This window comes from Cellulomonas sp. P5_E12 (assembly GCF_054049315.1).
Genome location: NZ_JBFUMP010000015.1, coordinates 71734 through 96925, shown reverse-complemented (window position 1 = coordinate 96925; position 25192 = coordinate 71734). Strand labels below are relative to the sequence as shown.

Genomic DNA, 25192 nt, shown 5'->3' with positions numbered 1-25192 from the left:
CGCCAGGGGCGGGGCGTGCCGCGGCGGGCATCGAGCGGGACCACGGGCGCGAGCGGCTCCGTCGCCGAGGCGACGGGCCGCGTCGGCGCGGCTTCGGTGGCCAGCGCCTGGGCGCCGGGCGAGAGGCCGAGCTCCCCGGCGATGCGGTCCCACACGGCGGGCGCGGGCGCGACGAGCGCGTCGTCGGGGCCGCCGGAGCGCGCCAGCCCGACCACCTCGCGCAGCGACTCGAGCTCGTCGGTGCAGCGCTCGCACTCCTCGATGTGCGCGAGGTCCGACGTCGATCCCGCCTGCTCGCCGAGGGCGAGGAGCGCCAGCAGGTCGTCGTCCACGTGCGACTCATCGAACGGCACCGTCCACCTCCCATCGGGTCCGCAGCCGGGCGAGACTACGCCGGACGTGGCTCTTCACCGTGCCGAGCGGCAGGTCCAGTCTGCTGGCGATCTGGTCGTGCGTGAGGTCGTCGTAGAACGCGAGCCGCAGGATGGTGCGCTGCGGGTCGCCCAGCCGGTCGAGCTCGTCGGCGACCAGCACCCGGTCGACCACACGGCCGTCCACCGAGGGCACCGGCGTCTCGAGGACGCCGGCCACCGACTTGTCCTGCAGTCGCCGGTCCCGTGCGCGCTTCTCGTGCGTGTCCGCGACGACGTGCCGCGTGATGCCCAGTAGCCAGGCCGGGAGCCGTGACTGCGACGGGTCGAACCTCTGCCGGCTGCGCCAGGCCTGGACGAACACCTGCTGGGTGACGTCCTCGGCGTCCGTCAGGCTGCCCAGCGAGCGCAGCGCCACCGTGTGCACGAGCGAGGACCAGCGCCGGTACGCCTCGGCGATCGCAGCCTCGTCGCCCTCCGCGAACGCGGCGCCGAGCTCCTCGACGCCCTCGCCGTCCGGGTCGGACCGGTGCGCCGGGCGCGACGAGCCCGCGGACCCGGTCCCGGGTGCGCTCACCGACAGCTCCTCACTCGCCTGAAGCAGTGTCACGGCTACCCACCTAGCGGCTCGGCCGTGACAACGACGTTGTCCGTATAGTGCCCGATGTCGCGGCGGAACGTGCCCCCGCAGGTCACCAGCACCAGGCGTGGCGCACCCGACCGGTCGAACCACTGGTCGACCGGCGCCCCCTCCTTCGGGACCTTGTCGACGCCCACGACGCGATAGGCGTGCTCGCTGCCGTCGGCGGTCGTCACCGTGAGCGTGGCGCCGACGCCCACGTCCCGCAGCTTCGCGAACTGCCCGATCCCCGTCTGTCGACTGTCGACGTGCGCGGCCATGACGGTCGCCCCCGCGGGGTCGGCGGGTGCGGGACCGAACTCGTACCAGCCGGCGCGGTCGGCGTCCTCGGGGATCTGCATCTCGCCGTCGTCCTGCACCCCGACCGGGTCGACGGGCATGTCGATCCCGACGTCGGGCACGACGAGCCGCACGGGCGCCGGTGTCGCGGCGGCCGGCCCCTGGGGCCGTGGGGGACGGCGACGCCGCGACCACCGGCTCGGAGGTGGGTTCCGGGCCGGTGCACGCGGTCAGCGGGCCGAGCGTCGCGCCCAGGACGACGACGGTCGCGAGCACGCGCGCCGAGGCCCGGGAAGGCGCGAGCGCCGTCCCGGGCCACGACGTCCTGGTCATCGGAAGGATCAGATCCGCTGCGCCGCGGTGCGACGGGCGAACCCGAGCCCGACCAGGCCGGCGACGGCGAGCGCTCCGAGCGCGAACGGCCAGGCGGGGGTCCCGCCGTCGGACACGAGCCCGACCTCGCCGGCGTTCACGCCGGACGGGTTGCCGTGCAGGCCGCTGATGGTCTGTACCGCGAGGGCGAGCGTCGCGGGCGAGGCGGTGGCGCTGCCCCACGCGTAGACGATCGTGTTGGTGCCCTCGGTGATCGGCACGTCGGCCGGGCCGAGCAGCGCGGGCGTCGTCGTGCCGGTGGCCGTCACGCTGGCGGACACCGTGCCGGCGGGGAGGTTGAGGACCTTCTCGTTCGGGCTGGTGAGGTTGGTGATGACCGGGCTGCCGCCGGCCAGGATGTCCACCCCCGGGGCGGCGGCGACGTGCCGGACGGTCAGCCGACCCTGGCCGGCCGCGGTGGTCGAGATGTCGTTGGTGAACAGCGTCGCGGTCGGCGCGCCGGCGGCGTCGAGGTGCGCGACGGCCGTGTAGTTCTGGCCGGCCGCGAGCTGCAGGTCGACCGGGCCGATGGCGGGGGCGCTGGCGTCGGCCGCGTCGGCCGCGGTGATGGCGACCGTGTAGGTGCCGGCCGGGAGGGGGAGCGGGCCGGCCATGGCGCCGGGGGCGAAGTTGTCGAGCGTGAGCTTGTTGTTGACGTAGACGTCGACCGTGAGGCCGGGGACGCCGTGGAAGACGGACAGCTGAGCGTCGCCGTCGGCCGCCGTGGCGGGGACTGCGGCGGCTGTCAGGAGGGCGAGCGTGCCGGCGGCGATGCCGGCGAGGAGTCGAGCGCGCATGGTGCGTCCTTCGAGGACAGGGCCCGGCGGGTTAAGGCCGGGCAGCCGATGTGCTGACACCCCCTCTTCGGCGCTCGGCACGTCCTCGGATGCACTAATCGCGAGCAGCCTCAGCGATCGCCGCCGCCAGGTCGGCGGGCCGGGAGAACATCGGCCAGTGACCGGTGGGCAAGTCGACGTAGGTGAGGTCGGCGCTGTCGCCCAGCTCGGTGTGGAACGGCGGGCCGCCGTGCGCCATCGTCTTGAGCACCTCGGACGGCAGGCTCGTGCAGATCGCCGTGACCGGCACGGTGAACCGGCGCGGGTCGCTCACGTGCACCGCGCCGCGGGCGACGTTCGCCGGGTGGGGCACCGCGCGTCGCCGGAACTCGGCGAGGTGGTCGTCGTCGATCCCCGCGAGGCTCGAGCCCTGGGCCTCGAGCTCCTCCCAGGTGGGCAGCGGCACCTCGACCTCCTCGGTCGTGCCGGCGTCGATGGCCGCGCCCTCCTCCAGGGGTCCCGAGTCGACGTAGATCGCGCGTCGCACACGGTCGGGCCGCCTGTCGACGACCTCGCCGACGACCGCGCCGCCGCCGCTGTGCCCGACGAGGACGACGTCGCCCGAGAGGCCGTCGACGAGGTCGACGACGGCCTGCACGTGGTCGGCGCGCGTGATGTCGCCGCGCGCCGCGCCGTGCTCGAGGCCGGGCAGCGTCACGGGGTGGGCGTCGAACCCGTCCGGCAGGGCCGCCACGACGTCGTCCCATGCCCAGCCGCCGAGCCAGAAACCGGGGATCAGAACCAGGGAAGTTGTCATGGATCCATCGTCGACCCGGTCCGGTGACACCGGGATGTCACCTTTGTGTCACCATGCTGGAACCGTGAACCGCACCGACCGCCTCTACGCCCTCGCCGAGGAGCTCCGCCGCGTCGGCCCCGCCGGCACCACGAGCACCCGGCTGGCGCGGCTGTTCGAGGTGTCCCCTCGGACGGTCAAGCGCGACATCTCGTCGCTGCAGCAGACCGGCCTCCCCGTGGTCGCGCAGGCGGGCCTCGGCGGCGGCTACGTCCTCGCCGCGTCCGTCGCGCTCCCGCCCGTGAACTTCACGCCCGCCCAGGCCGTGGCGCTCGCGCTCGCGGTCCGCGCGCTGCCGCCGGGCAGCCCGTTCGGCGCGGACGCCGACGCCGCGCGCGCCAAGGTCCTCGATGCGCTGGCCCCGGCCGACCGGGCGCGGGCCGACGAGCTGGCCGGCCGGGTGTGGTCGCGGCCCGACGTGCCCGAGGACGTCGCGCCCGCCCGGGTGCTCCGCGCCGTCGAGGAGTCGCTGGGCGGGCGGCGCGTGCTGGCGATCGAGTACCGGAGCTCGTCCGGGGTGGTGAGTCGCCGAAGGATCGAGCCCGTGGTGCTCGCGCGCACGGGTGGCACCTGGTACCTGATCGCGTGGTGCCAGACCCGTGTGGGGCTGCGTTGGTTCCGGCTCGGCCGGATCCTTCGCGCGGACCTCACGCCGGAGCAGTACGAGCCGCGCTCGGTGGCGGACGTCGGAGAGGCGCCGCCCGACGCGCGCCCGGTCTCGGCGCGCGCGTCGGACTGATCGAGCGATAACGGCTGGATGCGGGACGAACCACCCACTACGTTGAGAGCGCTCTCACCTGGTCGAAGGAGTCCGCGTGCGTCTCGTGCTGCCCACCGTCGCGTCCCGCAGGGGTGCCGCATGATCCGGTCCTGGTACCGCTCCGCGGTGCTTCCCCGTCGAGACATCGCCCGGCTGCTGCCGTCCGCCGGCACCGGCCTGGTGGTCGGGCTCGTGGTGCTCGACGTCGTGCTCGGGCTGCTGCCGGTCGCGTTCGTGCTGGCCACGAGCGTGGTGGTCGGGCAGGTGCCGGCGGCGGTCGACGGCGGCACGGGATCGGCAGCCTGGAGCGACCTGGTGCGGACGTTCGTGCTGGCCGCCGTGCTGTTCCTCGCGCGGCAGGTGCTGGCGCCGGTGCAGACCGCGCTCGGCGTGCGGATGCAGCGGCGGATCGACGGGGCCCTGCGGGACCGGGCGCTGCGGATCGCTCTGCGCTCGACGAGCATCGCGCCGATGGAGGACCAGGCGACCCTCGAGGCGCTGACCGAGGCGACCCGCGAGTTCGAGGCCGAGTTCCGCAGCCCGGGATCGTCGGCGGCGGGGCTGCTCGCGCTGGTCGCGCGGTACGTGCAGCTGGTGGGTTTCGCCGTCGTCGTCGGGCTGGTCACGTCCTGGGCCGCGGCGATCGCGATCCTGGCCGCCACGCTGGTGTTCCGGTACGGGCAGCGCGGCGGGCTGCGCAGGTACTCGCAGGTGTGGAAGCACGTGATCGGGTTCCGGCGCCGGTCCGTCTACCTGCGCGAGGTGGCGATGGGGCCGGCCGCGGCCAAGGAGATGCGCGTCTTCGGGCTCGCGGGCTGGTTCACCGACGAGTACGTCGACGCGACCGAGGCGATGCTCGGGCCGGTCGCCGCGCGTCGTCGGCAGCTCTACCTCGTGCCGTACCTCGTCTACACGGCGATCGGCCTGGTGGTCTGCGCGGCCGTGCTGGTGTCGATCGCCCGGTCCGCGTCGGCCGGCGACATCACGCTGACCGCCCTGGCGCTCGGCATCCAGTCCGTCGTCGCGGCGATCGCGCTCGGTGAGTACTACCCGGAGTCCGACGTGCAGACGCAGTACGGGATGCAGGCCGTCGCGGCGCTGGCGGAGTTCGAGGCGAGGATGGCCGACGCCGAGTCCCGCGTCCCGCACGGCGGCGACGCGCTGCCCGTGCCCGCGGACGCGCCATCGACCGTCCTGCGGTTCGAGGACGTGCACTTCTCCTACCCGGGCAGCAGCCGCGCCGTCCTCGACGGCCTCGACCTCGAGCTGCCCGCCGGCCTGTGCACCGCGATCGTCGGTGTCAACGGCGCGGGCAAGACCACGCTGGTCAAGCTGCTGACCCGCCTGCACGAACCGACGGCCGGCCGCCTCACGGTCGACGGGACCGACCTTGCGGACCTCGACGTCGCGGGCTGGCGCCGGCACGTCAGCGTGGTCTTCCAGGACTTCGTGCGGTACGAGCTGTCGGCGTCGGACAACATCCTGGTCGGCGCCGTGCACGCCCCGCGGGACCCGGCGGTCGTCCGGCACGCGGCAGAGCGCGCGGGCATCGCCGACGCCGTCGACGCCCTGCCGGCCGGGTTCGACACCACCCTGTCGCGCGCCTACGAGGGCGGCGCCGACCTCTCGGGGGGCAGTGGCAGCGCATCGCGATCGCCCGGTCGCTCTACGCCCTCGAGGCGGGCGCCCGGGTGCTCGTGCTCGACGAGCCGACCTCCGCGCTCGACGTCCGGGCCGAGGCCGCGTTCTTCGACAGCTTCGTCGAGCTCACGCGCGGGGTGACGTCGGTGCTCATCTCGCACCGGTTCTCGAGCGTCCGGCGCGCGGACCGGATCGTCGTCATCGACGCCGGGCGGGTGGTCGAGCAGGGCACGCACGACGAACTCGTGGCATCCGACGGGCACTACGCGCGGCTGTTCCGGCTTCAGGCGGAGCGGTTCGCGGCGGGGCTCGACGCCGACGGCAACGAGGTGGAGCTGTGATCCAGACAGTGCGAGGAAGCTGGGCGCTGCTGCGCCTGGCGGGGCGGATCAGCCCCGGCAAGCTGGCGCTCTCGGCGGTGCTCATGGTGCTGCAGTCGGTCGCGATGCCGCTCGCGGCCCCCGCGCTGGCGGCCCTGACCGACGCGGCTATCGCCGGGGACGCGCGCCGGGCGTCGATCGCCGCGGTGCTGGTCGCCGTGCTGGTGGTGGCCGCCCTCACCGCCGGGCACTTCGCGCACATCTTCTACTTCGAGCTGGGCGACCTCGCGGTGATCCAGCTCGAGCGCGACCTCATCGGACTGTCGCACGACTCGCCGGGCATCGAGCACCACGAGCGGCCCGAGTACGCGGACCGGCTGCAGGTGCTGCGCTCCGAGCTCGACCGGTCCGGCTGGGGGTCGATGCAGGCGCTGCTGTCCGCCATCGGCCTCGGCGTCGCGCTCGTCATCACGGGTGTCCTGCTCGCACGGCTCAACCCGTGGCTGCTCCTGCTGCCGCTCGCCGCGATCCCGCCGCTGGTCCTGGGCCGTCGCGCGGAGGCCGTGCTGGGCGCCGCGCGCACCGCCGCCGCCACCGACAACCGCCGCGCGCGGCACCTGTTCCTCCTGTCGCTGGACGCGGCGGCGGCCAAGGAGCTGCGCACGTGCGGGCTGGGCGAGGAGGTCCGGGGGCGGCTGCGGACCTCGTGGGACGCCGCGACCGCCGTGCTCTGGGCCGGCGAGGTGCGGGCCGACGCCCTGCGCGCGGCCGGGCAGCTCGCGTTCGCCGTCGCGTACGTCGCGGCCACGCTCCTCGTCCTGCGGGACGCCGTCGCCGGTGAGCGGACGGTCGGCGCCGTCGTGCTCGTCATCACGCTCGCGTCGCAGGTGAACCAGCAGGTCACGGCCGCGGTGACCATCCTGCAGCAGCTGCAGCGGGCCGCGCGGACGATGGCGGACCTCGCGTGGATGCGGGCGCTCGTGCGGTCGCAGAACCCACCGCGGACCACCGTGCCCGCGCCGGACACCTTGCGGGACGGCATCCGGTTCGAGGGCGTCTCGTTCACGTATCCCGGTACCGACGCGCCCGTGCTCGAGGGCGTCGACCTGGTCCTGCCGGCCGGCACGAGCGTCGCCATCGTCGGCGAGAACGGCGCCGGCAAGACGACGCTGGTCAAGCTCCTCTGCCGGTTCTACGCGCCCACCACCGGCGCGATCACCGTGGACGGCGTCCCGCTGGACGACCTCGACCCCGTGGCGTGGCGGGACCGGACCGCGGCCGGCTTCCAGGACTTCTGCCGGTTCGAGCTGCTCGCGCGGCAGAACGTCGGGGTGGGCGACCTGCCGCACATCGGGTCGGACGACGCGGTGCTCGGCGCCCTCGACCGCGCCCACTCGTCGGACGTCCTCGCGCGGCTGGAGGATGGGCTGGACACCCAGCTGGGCACCAGCCACGCGGACGGCGCGCAGCTGTCCGGCGGGCAGTGGCAGAAGCTCGCGCTCGGCCGGGCGATGATGCGGGAGTCGCCGCTGCTCGTGGTCCTCGACGAGCCGACGTCGGCCCTGGACGCCCAGGCCGAGCACGACCTCTACGAGAGGTACGCCGCCCACGCCGCCGCGGTCGGCGCGACCACCGGAGCCGTCACCCTGCTGGTCTCGCACCGGTTCTCGACCGTGCGGATGGCCGACCTCATCCTCGTCGTCGCCGACCACCGGATCGTGGAGTCGGGCTCGCACGAGGAGCTCGTGGCCCATGGCGGCCTGTACGCCGAGCTGTTCGGGATCCAGGCGGCGGCCTACCGCTGACCGGCCTGCGCGTGTGGGCGGTGCAGTGCAGACTTGCAGCGCTCCGGGAGGTACCGGGCGAACCGACCACCAGGGGGATGCATGGACCACGGCGAGGCACGCGAGACCAAGGCGCAGGCCGTCGACCTCGCACGGGAGCTCTCCGAGCGCCTCGTGCGACCGTCCGACGTGGCCGCCGGAGGACCGGCGCTGGCCATCGGCCTCGCGCCGCAGCCCGACGGGTCCTACGCGCTCGCGGTCCGCTACCGCCTGGGTCTGCCGTCGGTCCGCAGCATCGCCCGCAAGGTGGTCGCCGAGCTCCCCGACGCCGACGTCCGGCGCACGGGCCGGATCAAGACCTTGGCTGCCGACGACGACCGCCGCGTCCGGCCCCGCCCGCCCGTCATCACCGCCCGCTCGGTGGGGGAGACCGGGCGCGTCCGCCCGCTGCGGCCCGGCATCTCGATCGCCCACGTCGACGTCACCGCCGGGACCCTCGGGGCGTTCGTGCACCTCGACGGCAAGGTCCACGTGCTGTCGAACTACCACGTGCTGTCGGGCACCCCGCAGGCGAAGGTCGGGGACCTCATCGTGCAGCCCGGGCCTGCCGACGGTGGCCGGGCTCCGCGGGACCGGGTCGGCACGCTGGCCGCGCGCGTGGACCTGACGCCGGGCGGGGACGCCACGGTCGACTGCGCCATCGCCCTGCTCGACGACCAGGAGGTCGACCCCGAGTACCCCGTCGGACGGATCACGACGACGGCCGTGGCCGCCGGCGGCGAGCAGGTGGCCAAGATCGGCCGCACCACGGCGATCACCCGCGGGCACGTGACGGCGATCGAGCTCGACAACGTGGTGGTGGGCTACGGCGAGGAGCTCGGCGAGCTGAGCTTCGACAACCAGATCGAGATCGAGTCGACGGGCACCGGACCGTTCTCCCGCGGCGGCGACTCCGGCTCGCTGGTGTACCGCGAGGACGGCGTCGCGCTCGGGCTGCTCTTTGCGGGCTCGGAGTCGGGGGGAGAGAATGGCACCGGGTTGACGTACATCAACCCGATCGATGCCGTTCTGGACGCGCTCGGGGTCACACTGGTCTGACGATCGTCGGACCGCCGCCCCCGCGGCTCGTCGCGGTCGGCGGGAGGCGGTGCACCCATGGCGGACCTCGAGCAGGCGCGTGCGGCGAAAGAACGCCTGCGCATGGCCTTGAAGGGCCGGTCCGACGTGCGCGGCATCGGGATCGCCCGATCCGGCGACGGCTACCAGATCCAGGTGAACGTCTCCACCAGCACCGGGCCCGACGTGCCCGGCGCGGTCGACGGCGTCGACGTGTACGTCCGCGTGGTCGGCGCCATCCGCGCCAGCGCCTGAGCCCTCAGCCGGCATCGTCGGCCCGGTCGCGAACAAGTTCCTCCACACGGACGCCGAGGGCATGCCCAACCTTTGCGGCTAACGTTCCTGACATCTCGTCACCCTCCGAGGAGTCCCGTGACCGCCACGTCCGTCCTGCCGCAGGCCGTGCCGCTCTCCCTCGCGCTGCGCGAGGGCACGCGGGGCGAGCACGAGGCGGCGGAACGCTCCGGCTTCGTCGAGCTCCTGATGTCGGGCGCGCTCGACCGGTCCGCGTACGCGGACCTGGCTGCCCAGCAGCTGGCCGTCTACACGGCGCTCGAGGCGGCGGGGTCGCGGCTGGCGGGCGACGGCGGGCTGGTCTTCCACGAGCTGGTCCGCGTGCCGGCCATCGAGCAGGACCTCGCGTTCCTGTACGGCGAAGACTGGCGCACCCAGGTGCGCGTCCTCCCGGCGACGCAGGCGTATGTCCGACGGCTCGAGGAGGTCGGCGGCTCGCTCCCGCTGTACGCCGCGCACGCCTACACGCGCTACCTCGGGGACCTGTCCGGCGGCCAGATCATCAAGCGCATGCTGCAGCGGCACTACGGCTTCGAGTCAGCCGGCATCGCGTTCTACGACTTCCCCCAGATTCACAAGCTCAAGCCGTTCAAGGACGTCTACCGCGAGCGGCTGGACGCCCTCGAGCTCGACGCCGGCGCCCGCGCGGTGGTCGTCGAGGAGGCGCGGTACGCCTTCCGGCTCAACACCGCGGTCTTCGGAGAGCTAGGCGCCGTTCACGTCCGCTGAGCCGACTCCGCACGTGCTGCCGCATTTGTGTGATTCAGACGGGTGATCTCACCGTCCACTCATCCATCTGCGTCGCCCGGGACGCGGAACAGGGTCGATGATGGGCGACGTGACGCGTCGCGGGGTGGCCGCTCAAGGTGCGCGCGCGGGCAACAGGTCCGCCGCGGACCTGGTCGGCGTGCGCGCGCTGGCCCTGGCTGCCCACCGCCTGGACCGCTGCCGGTCGATCGACGAGGTCGCCCACGTCGCGGCATCCACGGCGGTCGAGGTGCTCGACGCGCGTCGCGCCGCGTTCTGCCGCATCGACCAGGACACCTGCCGGATCGTGCTGGTCGAGCCGCCGCCCACGGACCCTCGCGTGATCTGGATGGCCCGCGCGTCGTATCGCGCCGACGACCGCCCGGCTCTGCGTGCCCTCATCCGGGACCGTTCCAGCTGGGTGGCCCACGCCCGCACCGTGCACGACGAGCCGACCGTCCCGGACGACCCCGACGCGGGCGACGCCGTCGAGGTCGACACCCTGCGCGAGCTGGACGCGTCCACTGCGCTGTCGTCCCCGATCATCGTCAACGGCAGCGTCTGGGGTCAGCTCTACTCCGTCCGCTCCCGTCCGGGAGCGCCGTTCCAGGTCGACGACGTCGCCCGCTCCGAGGTGCTCGCCGCGCTCGTCGCCGGGGCCGTGGCGCGCGTGGACCTCGAGGCGCAGGTCCGTCACCTGGTGGCCGACGACCCGCTGACCGGCCTCGCCAACCGCCGCGTCGCCGACGCCGAGGCCGAGGCCGCGCTCGAGTCGGGCCACGAGACCTGCATCGTCATGTGCGACGTGGACGGCCTGAAGCGCGTGAACGACGAGCTCGGTCACGACACGGGCGACGACCTGCTCCGCTCGGTCGCGGACGTGTTGCGCCGCGCCGCCGACGCCCTGCCCGGCAGCACGGCCGCGCGCATCGGCGGCGACGAGTTCTGCCTGGTCACGGTCGGGCGCCGGCGGTCCGAGGTCGCCGACGTCATGGCCGCGACCATCGCCGAGTTCCCGCTGCCGCACGGCGCCGCCATCTCCTACGGCATCGCCTCGACGGCCGTCACGGGCTCCGTCTCGGCGCGGCACCTCTTCCGGCAGGCGGACACCGCGCAGTACAAGGCCAAGCGGGCCCGCGCCCGGGCGCTGCGCTCGCTGGTGCCGGCCACGGCCGACCCTGCGGTCACGGCCGAGCGCGTGCTCGTCGCCGGGACCGCGGCGATCGTGGCTGCCCAGTCCGGCGTCGTCCCCCGCCTGTGCGCGTTCGCGGCCGCCGCGACCGAGACCCTGGGCGGGTCGGCGTGGGCGGTGCTGACGCGGCGCAGCCCCGACGAGCCGCCGTCCGCGGTCGCCCGGGGCGGCAGCCCCGCCGAGCTCGGCGTCGAGTCGTCCACCGCGGTGGTCATGCACGACCTCTGGCAGGTCGAGATCGGCATGTCGACGACGGCGGCCACCGGCGAGGTCGTCGCCACCTCGCTCGACGCCCTCGCGGCCGTCGCCATCCTCGGGGCGCGCTGAGTCCAGGCGCGCTGAGCCAGCTCAGCCGTGCAGCGGCAGGGTCAGGGTCGTCGACGCGCCCTCGACCAGCCGGATCGGCACGCCCCAGTCCTGCGCGTTGAGGTGGCACGCCGGGTACTCGATCGCGGGGTCGGCGTCGCAGCTGGCCGCGTGCGCGGTGACGTGCAGGACACCCTCGGTCACCGACGGGTCGAGGCGCAGGAGGCGGTCCAGCGGGACGTCGTCGCCGGCGCCGTCGAGCAGCAGCCCGGGCGGGGTCGACGACACCTGCAGGCGGGTGGACGGGCCGTAGCGGTCGTCGTACTTCTGGCCCGCGGCCGGCGTGAACACGACGTCGAGCCGCACCTCGCCGGGCGCCAGCTCGGTGACCGGGCGCTGGGTGCGGTGCGAGCCCGAGTCCAGGATCTGTCCGACGAGCGTGGCCGGCAGGGCGATCCGCGCGAGGCGGTGGGCCGCGGACTCGACGACGAGCAGCGTCGACCCGCCGTCCAGCGCGACGATGCCGCTCGGCTCGGCCAGCCCGGTGGCCAGGGTGCTGACCTCGCCCGACCCGCCGTCGTAGCGCCGGATCGCGCCGTTGTAGGTGTCGGCCACGACCACGGAGCCGTCCGGCAGGACCGCGGCCCCGAGCGGGTGCTGCAGGCGGGCCTCGCCGGCCGGGCCGTCGCGGTGACCGAAGTCGAAGAGCCCCTCACCGACGACGGTGTGCACGGTCCGCGCCACCGGGTCCACCCAGCGCAGCGCCGAGGTCTCGGCGTCGGCGAGCCAGATCTTGTCGTCGGCACCGACGGCGAGCCCGGACGGCTGCGCGAACCAGGCCTCGTGCAGAGGACCGTCCAGGAGCCCCTCGTTCATGGTGCCGCCGAGCAGCTCGATCGAACCCTGCTTGTCGTCGAACTCCCACAGCGTGTGGTTGCCGGCCATCGCGACCACGAACGCGCCGAGCGGCTGCGACCAGGTGACGTCCCACGGGGAGGAGAGCTTCTGCCGACGAGGGCCGGGAACGAACGGCTCCGGCGGCGCGCTCGCGCCCGGGGTGACCGCGAGGGTCGACGCGAAGGCCGCCGCCTCGTCGCCCGGCACCCCGACGACCGGCATGGACGCGAGCTCCTCGTCCGCCTCGTCCTCCTCCCACGGCAGGAAGTTGTCCGAGGCGCCGACCATGTACTGCTCGCCGGTCCCGGCCACGGTGGTGACGACGCCGTCGGCCAGCCGGACGCCGCGCAGAGCGTGGTTGACGGTGTCGGCGACGAGGACGTCGTAGCCGAGCCTCGCCCGCAGCTCCTCGGGCACCAGGCACAGGCCGTTCGGCTCGCTGAACCGGGCCTCATCGGGACCGCCGTCCACCAGCCCGCGCTCGCCCGACCCGATGCGCCGGACCAGCGTCTCCCCGTCGGCCTCGAGCTCGGCCAGGCTGTGGTGTCCGGCGTCGGCGACCAGCAGGTGCCCGTCCGGCAGGGCGATGGCCTTCGCGGGGAACCGGAGCGTGCCCTCGGTCGGGGCCGGCGGCACGTACGGCCCGTCGCCGCGGTGCAGCGTGCCCTTGGCCTCGTGCTCGGCGATCAGCTCGCGCACCAGGACCTCGACGTTGTGCTTGTGGCCCTCGCCGGACATCTGCGCGACGACGTAGCCCTCGGGGTCGATGACGACCAGCGTCGGCCAGGCGCGCGCGGTGTACGCGGACCACGTGACCAACTGCGGGTCGTCGAGCACGGGGTGGCGGACCTCGTAGCGCTCGACGGCTGCGGCCAGCGCGACCGGGTCGGCCTCGTGCACAAACTTGGGCGAGTGCACGCCGACGATCACCAGGACGTCGCGGTGCTGCTCCTCGAGCTCGCGCAGCTCGTCCAGGACGTGCAGGCAGTTGATGCAGCAGAACGTCCAGAAGTCGAGGAGGACGATCTTGCCGCGCAGGTCGGCCAGGTCCAGGGAGCGCCCGCCGGTGTTCAGCCAGCCCCGACCGACGAGCTCGGACGCACGGACCCGGGGCAGTCGACTCTCACGCACGCACCCATTCTCACCCGAGCACGCCCCGTGAGCGGACCTTGCGTGGTGAGGCTCAGGTGCGGTCGAGGACGTAGATGCGGGGGTGGTGGCCCTTGGCGAACACGCGGGTCTGCGAGCGGACGCGCCAGAGGGCGTCGGCGTCGCGCAGACACTGCTCCATGACCTTGATCTCGTGCGTGAGGACGACGAACCGCGCACCGGGTGCGGCGGCGTCGTAGGCGGCCTGGAGCATGCCGGCGTGGACCTCGGCGTTGGTCGCGTGGGTCCCGTGCAGGGTGCCCCACGGAGGGTCGGCGAGCAGGAGGTCGTAGCCGGTGCCGGCGGCCTCGACCAGGGCCGGGCCGGTGCAGTCGGCGCGGAGCAGGCGGGCGTCGCGGCTGAACGTGGCGGCGGTCAGGTTCTCCGACGAGGCCGTGAGCGCGTCGGCGGAGAGGTCCACGCCGACGGCGTCGGTCACGGGTCCGGCGGAGAGGCGCTCCACCAGCAGCGTGCCGGAGCCACACATGAGGTTGAGCACGCGGTCGCTCGCGTCCACGGAACCGAGCTGCACCATCGCGGCCGCGATCGTCGCGTTGACGGCGCCCGGGTAGTCGGTGACCCGCCAGCGCCGGGCGGACAGCGGCCGCGAGCCGAGCCGGACCAGGACGTCCCACCCGGGGTCGCCGGACGGCCCGGGGCGCACGCCGCGGCGCACGCGGACGACGAGCTCGCCCTCGCGGTCGTCGTAGCGCAGGCCCGTGGCCTCGGACAGGAGCGCCGCCAGCCGCTCGAAGACCGCCGAGTCGCTGCCCGCGGCCTCGAACCGGAAGCTCGACGAGCCGCCGGCGCGCAGCGACACGTAGACGGCGTCGACGATGCGCGCAAGGTGGTCGCCGCTGGTCAGCGACTTGGGGCGGGGGACGTCGAAGTGCAGCACGAGGAACGCCGCGACCGCGGTGCGCAGGGCGAGGGCCTCGGCGGGCGGGCTCCAGACGGAGACCGCGAGGGCGTCGTCGCGACCGGGGACCGGCTCCGGAGAGCCGTCGAGCATGAGCACCGACGCGGCCTCGTCGGCCACGATCGCGCCGAGGCCGGGCAGGAACGTCAGCTCGAGGGCGGTGGACCGCCGGACAGGGGGGCGGGACCCGGGTCGGCGTCCGACGGGATGGCTGCCGTGGTGGGCAGGGGCCGGTCCGCCGCGTGCGCGCTTGGCCACCGGGTCAGGCCGGCACGACGGCAACGGCGCCGACCGCGCGGAGCACGAACGCCTCGGTCTGCCCGATCGCACGCTCGCGCTCGGGGCCGTCGGGGGGCACGCCGCGGCCCGACAGGCAGGCGTTGACCAGCGGCACCGTCACGTCGAGGTCCTGCGGCGGGAACGCGCCGGACTCGATGCCCGCGGCCAGGATGCGGCGCAGGATCTGCTCGACCACGACCACGTGCTCGCGGACGCGCTGCTGGGTGCCGCGGGACAGGACCGAGCGCAGCTCCGGCCCGGGGGCCAGGTGGTACACGCGGGTCAGCGCGGCCTGCTGGCGGACGTAGGTCGACAGCTGCTCGGTCGGGTCGTCGATGTCGTCCAGCGCCCGCTGCAGGGTGGCCGCGTACTGCTCGGTCTCGTGCGTGATGAACCCGAGCAGGAGCGACTCCTTGTCGGGGAAGTGGTTGTAGACCGCCGTGCGGCCGACGCCCGCGGCGGACGCGATCTCGGCGAGCGTGATGGCGTCGAACCCCTGGTCGGCCATGAGGGTCGAGAGCGCCGCGAAGAGCTTCTGGCGGGTCTGCTCACGGTGCTCGTGCAGCGAACCGCCGATGATCTTGGGCATCCTGACATGATCGCACGGTCTGTCACCAAAAGACTGCTCAGGTGACGGGGATCTCCACCAGCACCCGTCCGCCCCCGGCCGCGAACGTCCCGCCCAGCTGTTCCGCGCGCTCCCGCATCGACGCCAGCCCGACCCCGGGCGTCCAGGCGTCGACGCCGGGCCCGTGGTCCTGCACGTCGACGCACAGCTGCCCGCGCACCGCGGCGATGCGCACGTCCGCCACGGGCGACCGGGCGTGCCGGGCGACGTTGGTGAGCGCCTCGGTGACGATCCGGTAGACGGCGACCTCGGTGGCCGCCGTCAGCTCGGGCAGCTCGTCGGCCTCGAGCCGGACCTCCAGCCGCTGGCCGCCCGCGGTGTGCAGGTGGGTGCTGTGCTGGCGGAGCGCGGCCAGGAGGCCGAGCTGGTCGAGGGCGGAGGGGCGCAGGCCGTCGACCAGCCGGCGGACCTCGTCGATGGCGGCCGCGGTGTCGGCCCGCAGCGCGCCGAGCAGGTCCTCCGCGGTCGCCGGATCGGTGCCGACCAGGTTGCGGGCGGCGTCGGCGGCGTACGCGACGCCGGTCAGGGTGGGCCCCAGGCCGTCGTGCAGGTCGTGGCGGAGGCGCCGCCGGTCGTCCTCGACGGCCGTCACCACGCGTTCGCGCGAGTCCTGCAGGTCGGCCGCGAGCGCTCGGGCGTGCATCGCCTGGGCCAGCGCGGGCACGATCATCCGCAGCACGGCACGGTCGCGGTCGGCGGGTCCGAGCTCGCCGGGACGCAGCCCGATCACGAGCGTCCCGGGCACGTGCGTGCCCACCCGCAGGGGGAGCTCGTAGGTGCCGTCGGCCGGCACCGTGCCGGTGCTCACCTCGATCCCCGCCGGCCCGGCGAGGGCCGCGTACGGGAGGGTCAGCACCTCGCGCAGCCCGCGCAGCGCGACCACGGGGTCCGTCGACAGGTCGTCGCCGAACCGGGACACGGCGCGGACAGGGTCGACGGGGTCGCCGAGCAGGAGCCGCTCGACGACGCCGTCGAGCACGCGCCGCAGCGGGGTGAACCCGATGGCGCACGCCACCGCGATCAGACCGAGCTGGCCGACCGGCGGCGTGGTGCCGGTCGCCTGCTGGGCGGTGGCGACGGTCCCGGTGAAGACGGCGAGCACCACCAGCGACGCGATCGTGTACGAGGTCACCCGCAGCAGCACGGTGCGGATGGAGAACGCCCGGGGCCGCAGGATGCCGACGCAGGCGCCGGCCGGCAGCGCCAGGACGACGACGGCGCCCAGGACGATGCGCGTGACGCCGGGCGCGACGAACGCCAATGGCACGACGAGGAGCATGGCCACGCCGCCCGGCACGGCGAGCCACAGCAGCGCGTCCCGATCCGCCGCCGCCGCGCGCTCGAGGCGCCACCAGACGGCCCCGACGACCACCACCGTGGCGACGAGCACGTCGACCTGCCACGCCCACGACATCCCGGGAGAGGAGGCGCTGAGGATCCCGATCAGGCCGAACACGACCAGCACGGGGAGCCCGACCGTGGCGGTCGCGCGACGGAACCCGTCGGGATAGGCGAGCACGGCGCTGGGGAGCACGACGAAGCCGGCGACGCAGGCAAGGGTCGTCGCCGCGACCATGGTCGGCAGCGTCGTCGAGACGGCGAGAAGGATTCCCGCCGCTCCGGCGAGCGCGGCGAAAGGCCGGGCCGCGTGCACCCGGCTGCACAACCACGCCCCCACGGACCAGCCGACGGCCCAGATGACCACGAGGGCCCGGTCCGCGAGGGGCCACGGCGTGACCATGGTCGCCAGGAAGTAGATCGCGACCGCGTGCACCACGGCCGAGGCGATGCCGAGGGCGACCCGCGTCACCGGGGTGCCCGCCCGAGTCCCGACTCCCGCGCGATCACGATCGCCTCGGCCCGCCCGGCGACCGCGAGCTTGGCGAAGATCGAGCCGATGTGGTTGCCGACCGTCTTGGGAGACAGGTGCAGCTCGGTGGCGATGCGGCCGTTGGAGTCGCCGCGGGCGATGTGGTCGAGAACCTCGCGCTCACGCGGCGTGAGCTCCGGGAAGGCGACGCCCTGGGTCGGCGCCGAGAGGTAGCCGAGCACCCGGGCGGCGACGCCGGGACCGAAGATGATCTGCCCGGCCACCACCGACCGCAGCGCGTGCGCGATCGCCTCCTGCTCGGCGCCCTTGAGCAGGTATCCGCGGGCGCCGGCCTGGAGGGCGGCGAAGACGGTGTCGTCGTCGTCGTGCATGGTCAGCACCAGGACCGCGACCCGCGGTGCCGCGGCGGCGATCCGACGGGTGGCCTCGAGCCCGTCGACTCCGGGCATGGAGATGTCCATGATCACCGCGTCGGGAGCCAGCAGCAGGGCCTCGCGGACCGCCTCTGCGCCGTCGGCGACGTCGCCGACCACCTCGAACCCGTCGAGCGAGCCGATGAGCGCGCCCAGCCCCCGACGCACGACCGGGTGGTCGTCGGCGATCAGGACGCGGATGGTCTCCACCTGACCATGATCGGGCCGTGGGCCGGGCCGGGAATAGGGCTCTACCCCCATGACAGCCGGGGAGCCGCCCGGCAGGGTGGGTCGTGCACCGATCCGGCGGGGGGTCGGCGCGCGACACGGTGGTCCGCAGGCGGCCCACCAGCGGTCGCCACGAACTGAGGAGCTCTCATGTCCCAGCAGACCACCACCACCAGCACCGCGCCCCGGCCCGCCCTGCTCGCGCGCAACAAGGTCGGGCTCGTGATCCTCGGCGTGCTCGGCGTCGCGGACCTCACCGCGCTGGCCTTCCCCACGCCCGACGGGGAGGTCGGCCCGCCCGACTCGATCCTGTACCTCGACACCGCCCTCGGTGTCATCACGGTCGTCGCGGTCATCGTCGCGCTGGTCCAGCGCCGCCGGGGTGCCGTGCGGCTCGCCGCCGGCGCCCGCGTGCTCTCGGTCCTCACCGCGATGCCGGCGTTCTTCGCCGGGGTCGAACCGTTCGTCGTCGTCCTGGTCGCCGTCGTGCTCGTGCTGACGGTCGTCGGGATCGTCCTGGCGCTCAGCCCGGGCCGGCGCACGACTCCCGTGACCGACTGACGCGTCTGCAGGACTCGTGCCCGAACGAGGGGGCGGGACGCGTGTCCAGTTCGTACACTTTCGAACAACCGCGTGATCGCGCGGTCGCGACGACGTGCGCGAGGAGGAGCGATGACGGAGCTCGCCGACTCCGCGCGCGTCCGGGCCGCGCACGACCGCTTCGTCACCACCGGCCAGCTGTCCAGCCGTGCGGTCCGCTCGGTCGTCGCGGCCTCGTGGCGCCGCAGCCAGCGCAGCGGCGTCGACCCCGAGGTGCACAACGTGCCGGTCGACATGGGCGGCAACGACCTCGTCGGATACCGCAGCGCGCTGGCACTCGCGGCCGCGATGCCGGTGGTCCGCGAGCTGCTGGTGCGTCCGGGTGCCGATGCGGGGTGGGTGACCGCGCTGACCGACGACGTCGGCCGGATGCTGTGGGTCGAGGGCGACCGGTCGGTGCGCCTGGGCGTCGAGGGCGTGGGGTTCGTCGAGGGCGGGGTCTGGCGCGAGGACTGCGCGGGTACCAACGCCCTCGGCACCGCGCTCGCCACCCACCAGCCGATGCGGGTAGTCGGGACCGAGCACTACGCCCGCAGGGTCCAGCCGTGGAACTGCGCCGCCGTCCCCGTGCACTCGCCCGAGGGGAAGGTGCTGGGGGTGCTCGACGTCACCGGGGGTGAGGTCGTCGCGTCCCCGCTGGTGATGTCGCTGGTCCGGGCCACGGTCGCGGCGATCGAGGCCGAGCTCGCGCGCGTCGCGCCGACCCCCGCCCCGCCGACCTCGCTGCTCGTCCGCACGCCCGGCCCGGCGGCCCGACTGCGGGTGCTCGGACCGCCGATGGTGCACGTCGGCTCGGCGGACGTCCGGCTCAGCCTGCGCCACGCGGAGATCCTGCTGCTGCTCGCCCGGCACCCGGCGGGCCTGAGTGCCGACGAGCTCGCCGTGCAGCTCAGCGAGCACGAGCTGTCCGACGTGACGGTGCGCGCCGAGGTCTCGCGCCTGCGCCGGCTCGTCGGCCCCCTGCTCAGCGAGTCGCGGCCCTACCGGCTCACCTCGCAGCTGCGCACCGACGCCGACATGGTGCACACGCTGCTCGAGGCCGGAGACACCGAGGCCGCGCTGACCGCCTACCCCGCACCGGTCCTTGCCCGCTCCGCCGCGCCCGGGGTCGAGCGGATCCGCGACGAGCTCTCGGCGGACCTGCGGGCGGCGGTGCTCGCGAGCCGGATGCCGGGCGTGGTCAGCCGGTGGCTGGCCTCCGACGCGGGCGCCGACGACTGGCAGGCGTGGGAACGGCTGGCCTGGCTGGCGCCCAAGGGGTCGCCGGTGCACGTCCGCGCGGTCGGCCGGCTGGACCTGCTGGGCCGCCGGCTCGACGTGCCGCGGCGCGGGTAGCGCTGCAACCCACCTGCAACGCGCCGCGCCCTACCGTCCACCTAGCGAGGGCGGCCCCTGCGGGTGCCGGACGTGCGCGCGGCGGCTGGGCGAGGATCGGAGGGGAGCTTCGCCCGGCCGCGACGTGCGACGCCCAGCGAGGCGAAGGGGGCGGGGCATGGCTGCACGACCAGGGGACCCCGGCACGCGCGACGACCAGTGGATCGTCGGCGAGATCGTGGCGCCGGACGCGGCACGGTTCGACACGACTGACGACCGCGTCGTCGTCCGCTGAGCGGTTGGCGGGACATCGACGGCCGCTGGCTGCACGTGCCCGGACGCGTCGTCTAGCGTGCGGTGCATGACGACGAACGAAGAGATCCAGCCGGACACCAAGGACTGGACCTGGGTGCTGTCCCAGCGGTGCCCGGAGTGCGGGTTCACCGCCACGGACGTCGCCGGCCCGGCCATCGGCGGGACCGTGCGCGACCTCGCGCCGCGCTGGGTCTCCGCGCTGAACCGGCCCGACGCTCGCGTGCGACCCGCGCCCACCACGTGGTCGACGCTCGAGTACGGCGCGCACGTGCGGGACGTCTTCCGGATCTTCGGCGGTCGCCTCGAGCTGCTGCTCACGCAGGACGACCCGATGTTCGAGAACTGGGACCAGGACGCCACGGCGCTCGCGGACCGGTACGACCTGCAGGACCCGACCGTGGTGGCCGACGAGCTGGCGGACGCGGCCGACGTCGCCGCCGCGCGCTTCGACTCGGTGGCCGACGACCAGTGGGAGCGGTCCGGGCGCCGGTCGAACGGCTCCGAGTTCACCGTGCTGACCCTCGGGCAGTACTTCCTGCACGACGTGGTCCACCACCTCCACGACGTCCACGGCTGACGGTTGTCCACAGGCGTGTGCAACATCGCTGGAGCTGTGGATAACTGCGTGACCAGGGTGAACTAGCCGGGTGGGCGCCGAACCGTAACATGCACGCCTCACAACCTGTGTACGGTGCGCGGCCATGACCCAGTCGCAGGTGCACCTCCCGGGGGATCTCGACGGGCGGCACGTCCTGGTCGTGCCCCGCGGCACGGACGTGGCCGCGCTCGCTTCAGCCTGGTTCCCGGACGCCGAGTGGACCCGACCGCCGGTGAGCGCGGCCCAGGCGGCGGCTGCTGCCCGGCCGATGACCGGTGCGCGGTTCCGAGGGAACTCGGTCGATGTCACCGTGCCGGTCGCGGGAGTCCTCCAGGTCGCCGCGGCGGTGACGCTCGTAGGTCCGACCCCGCTCGGCGGTTCCGACGCGAGGGCGGCGGGGCTTCCCCCGCACGACGTCGACCTGTACGCGCTGGTGCCCTCCGACGAAGGCGCGCCGCTCGACCTGATCGACGGCTGGATGACTGCGGCGGCCCGGCGCGTCGCCGGTGCCGTCGTGCCGGCGGACCGCACCCGGCTGGTCACTCCGGACCCCGGGTCGGCGGTCGACCTGACCCTCTGGTCGCCGGTGCCGCTGTCGGCGCAGGACGCCCTCCCGCTCGTGCGGCCCGCGTTGACCGGGGCGCGGGTCGGTGTCCCGCAGTCGTCGCAGGCCGAGGGCACCCCCGGGCCGGCGCCGTTCGTCGTGACCGGGACGTTCGAGTACGACGGGTCGATCACCGTGCGGACCGGTCGGTCGCGGGAGGTTCCCGTGGCGCTGTCGCGGCTGGACTGGCGGGAGTTCGGGCCGTGGTCGTACCACGTCACCTGGCAGCCGCCCGAGCCCGAGGAGCTGCGCAGCGAGCACCCCTCGCAGCTGCACCTCATCGCGCGGTCGCGCGTCGAGCCCTCCGTCGCCCGGGTGGTCGCCGCGCTGTGGCGGGCCGTCGGCGGCACGATCGTCGACGCCGGCGGGTTCGTCGTGCCGCCCGACGAGGTGCGGGACCGCGCGGCGGCCCGACGCTAGACGAACGGTGCGCTGCCGCTGGGCACCAGGTCCACCGAGACCTGCAGGCGCGAGCCTGAGCCCTCGGTGAAGATGACGCCGCGCAGGGGCGGGACGTCGTCGTAGTCGCGACCCCAGCCGAGCAGCACGTACCGGTCGTCGACCAGCTGGTCGTTGGTCGGGTCGACCTCCACCCAGCCCGCACCGGGCACCCACGCGGAGACCCAGGCGTGCGACGCGTCCGCGCCACGCAGCTTCTCGCGGCCGGCCGGCGGTCGCGTCTCGATGTAGCCGCTGGAGTACCGGGCGGGCAGCCCGTGCAGCCGCAAGGCCGCGATCATCAGGTGCGCGAAGTCCTGGCAGACGCCTGCCTTCTGGGCGAGCAGCTGGGCCTGCGTGGTGTGCACGGTGGTGGAGCCCGAGCGGTACGCCAGCTCGGTGCGGATGCGGTGCGCCAGCTCGACGAGGACCTCGACCAGGGGTCGGTCGCCCTCGAACGTCGGGGCCGCCCAGTCGCGCACCTCGTCGGCGAACGTGACGTGCGGGGACGGCAGCAGCGCCTCGCGCAGGTCGACGATGCTCGGGTCGAGGCGCCCGATCTCACCGGCCGTAACGCGGCGCGCGACCTCGTGCCAGCCGACCGTCGGCAGCGCCGCGGGGTCGGGCGCGTGGCGGGTGACCTCGATGGTGGACCGCGCCGTGACCACCAGCCGCGTGTGGGGCGTCGTGACCCCGAAGTACGTGGTCCGGTTGCCGTAGTAGTCGACGTGCGCCGCGGTGTCGGCGGGCGGCGGCTCGATCTCGATCGCCGAGGACAGGCACGCCTGGCCCGGCACGTCGCGCGGGGTCATCGTCGTGCGGCCGTACGAGTCCGTGACCGAGTTCGCGTACGTGTACGTGGTGCGGTGCACCAGGTCGTAGGTGCGGGTCACTCCCCACCACCGTCCCGCGCGTCCCACGGGTCCTCGAGCGGGCGGCTCGGGGCGAGGCGGACGAAGTGCACGCGCTCGATCTCGTCGGCGGCCGAGTGCAGGCGCCAGAGCATCGACTCGAGGGTCTCCGCGAGCCGCGCGCGCCGTCCGTCCTCGGTGGTGACCGCGGCGATCGCGACGGGGTCGACCTCCGCCAGCAGGTCGGCGACGTCGGCGAGCAGGTGGTCGCGCTGGTCGGGCGCGCGGCCGGCCAGCGGCACGAGCGCCAGCGACTCCTGCAGCCGGTCCACCTGGTACGCGAGCGAGCGCGGGTTGGTGCCGTCCAGCAGCAGCAGCTCGAGCACCTCCGCCAGACCTGCGCCCGTCTGGTGCCGTCGGCGGTAGGTGATGGCGGACTCGTGCGCCAGCAGCACCGACTCGCGCAGCACCGACTCGACATCGTCGGGTCGCCGCTGGACGACGATGGCCAGCAGGTTCTCGACCAGGTTCTGCGCGCGCTCGATGCGCCGGCCGGCGTCGAGGAAACGCCAGCCGACGTCGCGCACCAGGCCCTCGGCCGTGATGCCGGCGACCGCGAGCAGCCCCTCCAGCACCTTCTCGAGCGCGGGCCGCAGGCCCGCCGTGACGGCGCCGCCGCCGGTGACGCCGAGGTCGAGCGAGTCCGGCCCGTGGGTCCGACCGCGGGTCTTGTTGCGCTCGTCGCGCAGCGCCCGGTCGATGCGGGCGAGCGGGCCGAAGGTGTCGGTCGAGAGCTGGTCGCGGACCGCCGCGGCGGACGCGGCGAGCCGCCGGACCGACCGTGCGACGGTGCCGGACGTGCGGGGGTCGAGCACGAGGTCGCGGAACGCCGGGATCCCCTGCTCGGTGGGCGTCAGCGACGAGAGCAGCACGTCGAGCGCCCGCCCGCCCGCCGACGCCGGCCGCTTGTGGAAGTCGTCCCACCGGTCGATGACCACGCGCAGCACCCGGGTTGAGCCCTCGGCGCGCTCGGCGTAGCGGCCCATCCAATAGAGGTTCTCGGCGGTGCGCGGCGAGATGCCGGTCGCGGGACGGCGCGGCGTCGGAGTCTCCCCGGCGGACGACTCGTCGGACGGCACCCACGGCTCGAGAGGCGCGTCCGGCTGCGTCGAGAGCACCCACACGTCCTTGGCGGCGGCGCCGAGGGCCGACGAGACCACGTGGCCGGGCGCGACGCGCGCGAGCCCGCCGGCCATCACGGTGTACGACGACCGGTGCGCGACCGCGTAGGTCCGCAGCACCGCGGCCCGCGGGCCGAGGTCCGCCGGACCGACACCCTCTGCCGACGGCAGGTCGCTGCCGACGCCGACGGGCGTCCCGTCGATCGTCGGCCCCGCCGGACCGACCGGCTCCTGCCCGACCCACAGCCACGGCTGCGCGGTGATCCGCGCGGCCAGCTGCTCGCGCTCGTGGTGGCTCAGCGTCCAGCCGAGGATCGTGCCGACGTCGGTGCCGCGGACGGTCGGCAGGATCACCAGCTGCTCGAGCCGGCTGACCACGTGCTGCAGCGACCTCGGCTCGCCGCACCACCACGTGGGGGCCGACGGCAGCGCGAGGTCCTGGCCGAGCACGGCGTTGGCCAGCCGCGGCAGGTACGTGAGCATCGCGGGGTTCTCCAGCACCGAGCTGCCCAGGGGGTTCACCACGCTGACCGTGCCGGCCCGCACGGCCCGGACCAGGCCGGGGACCCCGAGCCGCGACCCCTGCCGCAGGTCCAACGGGTCGCACCACTCGGCGTCGACGCGCCGCAGCACCACGTCGACAGGCTCCAGGCCCTCGACGCCGCGCATCCAGACGCGGCCGTCCCGCACCAGCAGGTCCGAGCCCTCCACCAGCGGCAGGCCGAGCATGGACGCGAGGTAGGCCTGGTCGAAGGCGGTCTCGCTGGACGGTCCGGAGGTGAGCAGCACGACCCGGGGCTGCTCGGCGTCCCCGGGGGCGACGTCCCGCAAGGCCAGCCGCAGCGCCCGGAAGAACGGCCCGAGCCGCTGGATCGACGCCTGCCGGTACACGCCGGAGAGCACCTGCGACACGATCCGCCGGTCCTCCATCGCGTACCCGACCCCGGAGGGCGCCTGCGTCCGGTCCGCCACCGCGCACCAGGCCCCTGCGCTGTCGCGCACCAGGTCCGTGGCGGTGAGCACCAGCTCGCGGCCGCCGGGCAGCCGCAGCCCGTCGACCGCGCGGACGAAGCCGGGGTGCCCGAGCACGATCGTCGGCGGCAGAAGCTTGTCGGTGAGCAGGGTGCGGTGGCCGTACGCGTCCTGCAGGATCGCGTCGAGCAGCTCCGCGCGCTGCACCAGGCCGGCGTCGAGGCGGGCCCACTCCGGCTCGTCGACGATGACCGGCAGCGGGTCCAGGTGCCACGGGTGGTCGCCGTCCTCCTGGTCCGCGCCGTACGTGACGCCGTGGTCCGCCAGGAGCCGCTCGGCCTCGTCGCGAGCCCGCGCGAGCTGCGGCGCGGAGGGAACGTCGGAGGGGTCGGGCAGCCACGACCAGTCGGCGCGATGATCGACGACCCCCGACTCGCCCTGCAGGCGGGGGGACGAGAGCAGGTCGGTCACACAGAGGAGTGTGTCCTACGCCGTCGCACTCTGCGCTGGCCGGACCTGCG

Annotated in this window: 23 protein-coding genes and 1 pseudogene; 12 read left to right on the top strand and 12 right to left on the bottom strand. The window is 74.4% G+C overall.

The window, feature by feature from the left end; translation table 11 throughout:
- The 5 genes and pseudogenes from ACXJKA_RS13530 to ACXJKA_RS13510 form a co-directional block, all read right to left on the bottom strand.
- A pseudogene (locus ACXJKA_RS13530) lies at nt 1-332 on the bottom strand (anti-sigma factor); the annotation flags it as partial.
- Nucleotides 333-339: 7 nt separating this feature from the next.
- The gene (locus ACXJKA_RS13525; RefSeq protein ID WP_456825723.1) at nt 340-948 is read right to left on the bottom strand and encodes an RNA polymerase sigma factor; all 609 of its coding nucleotides are present in this window, start codon (nt 946-948) and stop codon (nt 340-342) included.
- A 35-nt stretch (nt 949-983) separates the two neighbouring features.
- Entirely contained in the window at nt 984-1424 is a 441-nt protein-coding gene (locus ACXJKA_RS13520) for a class F sortase (RefSeq protein ID WP_456825722.1), read from the bottom strand.
- Between the two features lie 207 nt (nt 1425-1631).
- Nucleotides 1632-2459, bottom strand: a complete 828-nt coding sequence (locus tag ACXJKA_RS13515) for a DUF4397 domain-containing protein (protein WP_456825721.1) — start codon at nt 2457-2459, stop codon at nt 1632-1634.
- A gap of 94 nt (nt 2460-2553) precedes the next feature.
- Nucleotides 2554-3255 carry an alpha/beta fold hydrolase gene (locus ACXJKA_RS13510; protein ID WP_456825720.1) on the bottom strand — a complete coding sequence of 234 codons (702 nt, stop codon included), beginning with the start codon at nt 3253-3255 and terminating at the stop codon, nt 2554-2556.
- A gap of 64 nt (nt 3256-3319) precedes the next feature.
- Between ACXJKA_RS13510 and ACXJKA_RS13505 the strand changes: the two genes are divergently transcribed.
- From ACXJKA_RS13505 to ACXJKA_RS13470, 8 genes are all read left to right on the top strand, one after another.
- Nucleotides 3320-4033 (top strand): helix-turn-helix transcriptional regulator, encoded by a 714-nt coding sequence (locus tag ACXJKA_RS13505; RefSeq protein ID WP_456825719.1) that lies wholly within the window; start codon nt 3320-3322, stop codon nt 4031-4033.
- Between the two features lie 120 nt (nt 4034-4153).
- Nucleotides 4154-5836, top strand: a complete 1683-nt coding sequence (locus ACXJKA_RS13500; RefSeq protein WP_456825718.1) for an ATP-binding cassette domain-containing protein — start codon at nt 4154-4156, stop codon at nt 5834-5836.
- Complete coding sequence (locus tag ACXJKA_RS13495; RefSeq protein ID WP_456825717.1) at nt 5752-6036, top strand: hypothetical protein; 285 nt, start codon at nt 5752-5754, stop codon at nt 6034-6036. Before ACXJKA_RS13500 ends, ACXJKA_RS13495 begins: the two co-directional genes overlap by 85 nt.
- Nucleotides 6033-7820 (top strand): ABC transporter ATP-binding protein, encoded by a 1788-nt coding sequence (locus ACXJKA_RS13490; protein ID WP_456825716.1) that lies wholly within the window; start codon nt 6033-6035, stop codon nt 7818-7820. The genes ACXJKA_RS13495 and ACXJKA_RS13490 overlap by 4 nt, the downstream gene beginning before the upstream one ends.
- Nucleotides 7821-7901: 81 nt before the next feature.
- Nucleotides 7902-8897 (top strand): hypothetical protein, encoded by a 996-nt coding sequence (locus ACXJKA_RS13485; RefSeq protein WP_456825715.1) that lies wholly within the window; start codon nt 7902-7904, stop codon nt 8895-8897.
- Between the two features lie 57 nt (nt 8898-8954).
- Entirely contained in the window at nt 8955-9170 is a 216-nt protein-coding gene (locus ACXJKA_RS13480; protein ID WP_456825714.1) for a hypothetical protein, read from the top strand.
- Nucleotides 9171-9287: 117 nt separating this feature from the next.
- Entirely contained in the window at nt 9288-9938 is a 651-nt protein-coding gene (locus ACXJKA_RS13475) for a biliverdin-producing heme oxygenase (RefSeq protein WP_456825713.1), read from the top strand.
- Between the two features lie 100 nt (nt 9939-10038).
- The gene (locus ACXJKA_RS13470) at nt 10039-11475 is read left to right on the top strand and encodes a diguanylate cyclase domain-containing protein (protein WP_456825712.1); all 1437 of its coding nucleotides are present in this window, start codon (nt 10039-10041) and stop codon (nt 11473-11475) included.
- A gap of 21 nt (nt 11476-11496) precedes the next feature.
- Here ACXJKA_RS13470 and ACXJKA_RS13465 read toward each other — a convergent pair whose 3' ends face one another.
- From ACXJKA_RS13465 to ACXJKA_RS13445, 5 genes are read right to left on the bottom strand one after another with little or no spacing between them, the layout of a single operon-like run.
- Nucleotides 11497-13482, bottom strand: a complete 1986-nt coding sequence (locus ACXJKA_RS13465) for an NHL domain-containing thioredoxin family protein (protein ID WP_456825711.1) — start codon at nt 13480-13482, stop codon at nt 11497-11499.
- A gap of 52 nt (nt 13483-13534) precedes the next feature.
- Nucleotides 13535-14677 carry a methyltransferase gene (locus ACXJKA_RS13460; protein ID WP_456825710.1) on the bottom strand — a complete coding sequence of 381 codons (1143 nt, stop codon included), beginning with the start codon at nt 14675-14677 and terminating at the stop codon, nt 13535-13537.
- A 4-nt stretch (nt 14678-14681) separates the two neighbouring features.
- On the bottom strand, nt 14682-15287 hold the full coding sequence (locus ACXJKA_RS13455) for a TetR/AcrR family transcriptional regulator (protein ID WP_456825709.1): 606 nt from the start codon (nt 15285-15287) through the stop codon (nt 14682-14684).
- A 37-nt stretch (nt 15288-15324) separates the two neighbouring features.
- Nucleotides 15325-17136 carry a sensor histidine kinase gene (locus tag ACXJKA_RS13450; RefSeq protein ID WP_456825708.1) on the bottom strand — a complete coding sequence of 604 codons (1812 nt, stop codon included), beginning with the start codon at nt 17134-17136 and terminating at the stop codon, nt 15325-15327.
- Nucleotides 17133-17780: a response regulator gene (locus ACXJKA_RS13445; RefSeq protein WP_456825707.1), complete on the bottom strand. Its 648-nt coding sequence runs from the start codon at nt 17778-17780 to the stop codon at nt 17133-17135. Before ACXJKA_RS13445 ends, ACXJKA_RS13450 begins: the two co-directional genes overlap by 4 nt.
- 168 nt (nt 17781-17948) lie before the next feature.
- Here ACXJKA_RS13445 and ACXJKA_RS13440 point away from each other — a divergent pair, with 168 nt between their 5' ends.
- From ACXJKA_RS13440 to ACXJKA_RS13425, 4 genes are all read left to right on the top strand, one after another.
- The gene (locus ACXJKA_RS13440) at nt 17949-18359 is read left to right on the top strand and encodes a hypothetical protein (RefSeq protein ID WP_456825706.1); all 411 of its coding nucleotides are present in this window, start codon (nt 17949-17951) and stop codon (nt 18357-18359) included.
- A gap of 111 nt (nt 18360-18470) precedes the next feature.
- Nucleotides 18471-19733 (top strand): transcriptional regulator, encoded by a 1263-nt coding sequence (locus ACXJKA_RS13435; protein ID WP_456825705.1) that lies wholly within the window; start codon nt 18471-18473, stop codon nt 19731-19733.
- A gap of 340 nt (nt 19734-20073) precedes the next feature.
- Complete coding sequence (locus tag ACXJKA_RS13430; protein WP_456825704.1) at nt 20074-20604, top strand: DinB family protein; 531 nt, start codon at nt 20074-20076, stop codon at nt 20602-20604.
- A gap of 124 nt (nt 20605-20728) precedes the next feature.
- Complete coding sequence (locus ACXJKA_RS13425; RefSeq protein WP_456825703.1) at nt 20729-21649, top strand: hypothetical protein; 921 nt, start codon at nt 20729-20731, stop codon at nt 21647-21649.
- On the opposite strand, the gene ACXJKA_RS13420 is transcribed toward ACXJKA_RS13425, so the two are convergent.
- Both ACXJKA_RS13420 and ACXJKA_RS13415 read right to left on the bottom strand, forming a co-directional pair.
- Nucleotides 21646-22560, bottom strand: a complete 915-nt coding sequence (locus ACXJKA_RS13420; RefSeq protein WP_456825702.1) for a transglutaminase family protein — start codon at nt 22558-22560, stop codon at nt 21646-21648. The two genes, ACXJKA_RS13425 and ACXJKA_RS13420, sit on opposite strands and share 4 nt — an antisense overlap.
- On the bottom strand, nt 22557-25142 hold the full coding sequence (locus ACXJKA_RS13415; protein ID WP_456825701.1) for a circularly permuted type 2 ATP-grasp protein: 2586 nt from the start codon (nt 25140-25142) through the stop codon (nt 22557-22559). The genes ACXJKA_RS13420 and ACXJKA_RS13415 overlap by 4 nt, the downstream gene beginning before the upstream one ends.
- Nucleotides 25143-25192 lie beyond the last annotated feature (50 nt).

What these genes read in the sequence shown, in the direction of transcription:
- ACXJKA_RS13455 (WP_456825709.1), bottom strand. Translation starts at nt 15,287, where the DNA reads ATGCCCAAGATCATCGGCGGTTCGCTGCACGAGCACCGTGAGCAGACC.
- ACXJKA_RS13470 (WP_456825712.1), top strand. Translation starts at nt 10,039, where the DNA reads ATGGGCGACGTGACGCGTCGCGGGGTGGCCGCTCAAGGTGCGCGCGCG.
- ACXJKA_RS13425 (WP_456825703.1), top strand. Translation starts at nt 20,729, where the DNA reads ATGACCCAGTCGCAGGTGCACCTCCCGGGGGATCTCGACGGGCGGCAC.
- ACXJKA_RS13435 (WP_456825705.1), top strand. Translation starts at nt 18,471, where the DNA reads ATGACGGAGCTCGCCGACTCCGCGCGCGTCCGGGCCGCGCACGACCGC.
- ACXJKA_RS13480 (WP_456825714.1), top strand. Translation starts at nt 8,955, where the DNA reads ATGGCGGACCTCGAGCAGGCGCGTGCGGCGAAAGAACGCCTGCGCATG.
- ACXJKA_RS13500 (WP_456825718.1), top strand. Translation starts at nt 4,154, where the DNA reads ATGATCCGGTCCTGGTACCGCTCCGCGGTGCTTCCCCGTCGAGACATC.
- ACXJKA_RS13440 (WP_456825706.1), top strand. Translation starts at nt 17,949, where the DNA reads ATGTCCCAGCAGACCACCACCACCAGCACCGCGCCCCGGCCCGCCCTG.
- ACXJKA_RS13430 (WP_456825704.1), top strand. Translation starts at nt 20,074, where the DNA reads ATGACGACGAACGAAGAGATCCAGCCGGACACCAAGGACTGGACCTGG.
- ACXJKA_RS13515 (WP_456825721.1), bottom strand. Translation starts at nt 2,459, where the DNA reads ATGCGCGCTCGACTCCTCGCCGGCATCGCCGCCGGCACGCTCGCCCTC.
- ACXJKA_RS13510 (WP_456825720.1), bottom strand. Translation starts at nt 3,255, where the DNA reads ATGACAACTTCCCTGGTTCTGATCCCCGGTTTCTGGCTCGGCGGCTGG.
- ACXJKA_RS13485 (WP_456825715.1), top strand. Translation starts at nt 7,902, where the DNA reads ATGGACCACGGCGAGGCACGCGAGACCAAGGCGCAGGCCGTCGACCTC.